This is a genomic window from Oleiphilus sp. HI0086 (genome assembly GCF_001635225.1).
Window position 1 is genome coordinate 1 of the sequence record NZ_LWFZ01001329.1, and the last position, 829, is coordinate 829.

Consider the following 829-nt stretch of genomic DNA (forward strand, 5'->3'; position numbering starts at 1 on the left):
TGACTTTGTAATAACTCCGCTAGCTGATTAACATTACTAAGGCGTCTTTCCCAGTCCTGGAACTGTGAGGCATCCTGGTGCCAAGATGCATAGACACCCAAGCGACTCATAGCGTCACGTATCGCGGCTAAGACTCCATGGCGATTCCAACATTTATGCAAGTCATTAAACAGTTCGAGATAATACTCCAAAACACTATCGTTATTTCGAATATCCAAGAGGCGTTCGTCGTCGATGCAAAAGAATAATTCAGACAGACAGCTCATTAGCAGATACTCATCACCCGGCTCTGCTATCGCTGCAAGCAAGCGATAAATGGCCTGCGCTTCTTCACTATCGTAAATATTGCTCTTGCCTTCGTAGCTTGCACTTAAGCCATAGCGTGCAAGGCGTTGCTTAACTAGCTCGGCCTCTTTTCCTGAACGAACTAATACGGCAATGTCTGAGTAAGCGGCCTTTCCTTCAGTCAGCAATGCAAGAATTTGTTGGACGCAATGATCGGCAAGTATGGAGGTCATCGCTTTTATATCACGTCCTTCNGGTCTTACTTGAGTGATGCAAAACGCAGGCTGACCACGCAAGTGCTCGGGTGTACTCTTCGCCGCGTTTACAGCGTTAAAAGGGATGTCTTCTGNGATAAATGGATTCGATTCGCGCTGGAATACCTGATTCACTGCTGTGACAATCTCAGGCGAAGAACGCCAATTGGTATCCATTGTGAACTGGTGGCAACGCGGGTGTTTGTCAATATCCTGCTTAGCTCTGAGGTAGGTGGCGATATCCACGCCTCGAAAAGCATAGATTGCTTGCTTAGGGTCACCAATAAGCA

At 47.0% G+C, this 829-nt stretch carries 1 protein-coding gene; it reads right to left on the reverse strand.

Features of this window, described 5'->3' with window-relative positions; all coding sequences use genetic code 11:
* The coding region (locus A3756_RS22950; RefSeq protein WP_197481479.1) for an exodeoxyribonuclease V subunit beta at window positions 1-829 on the reverse strand (829 nt) is incomplete at both ends.